This window comes from Ornithinibacter sp., from assembly GCF_035443565.1.
Classification (GTDB): Bacteria; Actinomycetota; Actinomycetes; order Actinomycetales; family Dermatophilaceae; genus Fodinibacter.
The window spans coordinates 1-1,388 of record NZ_DAORSO010000363.1; the positions used below are offsets into that span (position 1 = coordinate 1).

Below are 1,388 nucleotides of genomic sequence, written 5' to 3' on the forward strand. Positions count from 1 at the left end.
GGTGCCCTACCCGGATGCCGCGCGCTCGCGCGCCGCTGGGAGGTGCCGGTCCGCTCGCGGCCGGCCGTACGGCATCCAAGCGATTTGTCCCCCGATTCCCCCATGGTTGTGGAGTGCCTGAAGTGAAGAGTGCCGTCGAGACCATCAGCCCGACCCGGGTCAAGCTCAGCGTGGAGGTCCCGTTCGCGGAGCTCAAGCCGATGCTCGACGACGCCTACCGCACCATCGGTGCGCAGGTGCAGATCCCCGGCTTCCGTAAGGGCAAGGTCCCGAGCCGCATCATCGACCAGCGTGTCGGGCGCGGTGCCGTGGTCCAGGAGGCCGTCAACGAGGCGCTGCCGCGCTTCTTCGCCGAGGCCGCCGAGGAGCAGAACGTGCGCGCCATCGGCCAGCCCGAGGTCGACGTCACCGCCGTGCCCCTCGAGGACGGCCAGGACTTCACCTTCACCGTCGAGACCGACGTGCGCCCCGAGGTCGAGCTCCCCGACCTCGAGGGGATCGCGGTCGAGGTCGACGTCGTCGAGGCGACCGAGGACGACATCACCGAGCGCCTCACCGCCCTGCAGGAGCGCTTCGGCGCCCTCGTCGGGGTCGAGCGGGCCGTCGAGGACGGCGACTTCGTCTCCATCGACCTGTCGGCGACGATCGGCGGCGAGGAGATCGACGCGGTCACCGGTGTCTCCTACGAGGTCGGCAGCGGCAACATGCTGCCCGGCATGGACGAGGCCCTCATCGGCATGAGCGCCGGCGAGTCCAAGGACTTCACCGCGCCGCTGGCCGGTGGCGACCGCGAGGGTGAGGACGCCGAGTGCACCGTCACCGTGCAGGCCGTCAAGGTCCGTGAGCTGCCCGCGCTCGACGACGAGTTCGCCCAGCTCGCCTCCGAGTTCGACACCCTCGAGGAGCTGCGCGCCGACGTCGCGCGCCAGGCCGAGCAGAGCAAGAAGTACGAGCAGGGCATCCAGGCCCGTGACAAGGTGCTCGAGCACCTGCTCGAGACCGTCGACGTCGCCGTGCCCGAGGGCATCGTCGAGGCCGAGGTCCACCAGCACCTCGAGGGCGAGAACCGCCTCGACGACGACGAGCACCGCGCCGAGGTGCAGGAGAGCACCCGCCGGGCGCTCAAGGCCCAGTTCCTGCTCGACGCCATCGCCGAGAAGCTCGAGGTCCGCGTCGAGCAGCCCGAGCTCATCGAGTACCTCGTCATGAGCGCCCAGCAGTACGGCATGGACCCGAACACCTTCGCGCAGACGATCGACCAGCAGGGTCAGATCCCCTCGATCGTGCAGGAGGTCGCCCGCCGCAAGGGTCTGGCCGCCGTGCTCGACCAGGCTGTCGTCACCGACACGGCCGGCACCGTGATCGACCTCGACGAGCTCGTGCCGCAG

The 1,388-nt window shown here is 70.1% G+C and carries 1 protein-coding gene; it reads left to right on the forward strand.

Features of this window, described 5'->3' with window-relative positions; genetic code table 11:
- Positions 1–122: 122 nt before the first annotated feature.
- Positions 123–1,388: trigger factor (gene tig / locus PLL68_RS15220; RefSeq protein WP_324535547.1), on the forward strand; the 1,266-nt coding region annotated here is incomplete at its 3' end.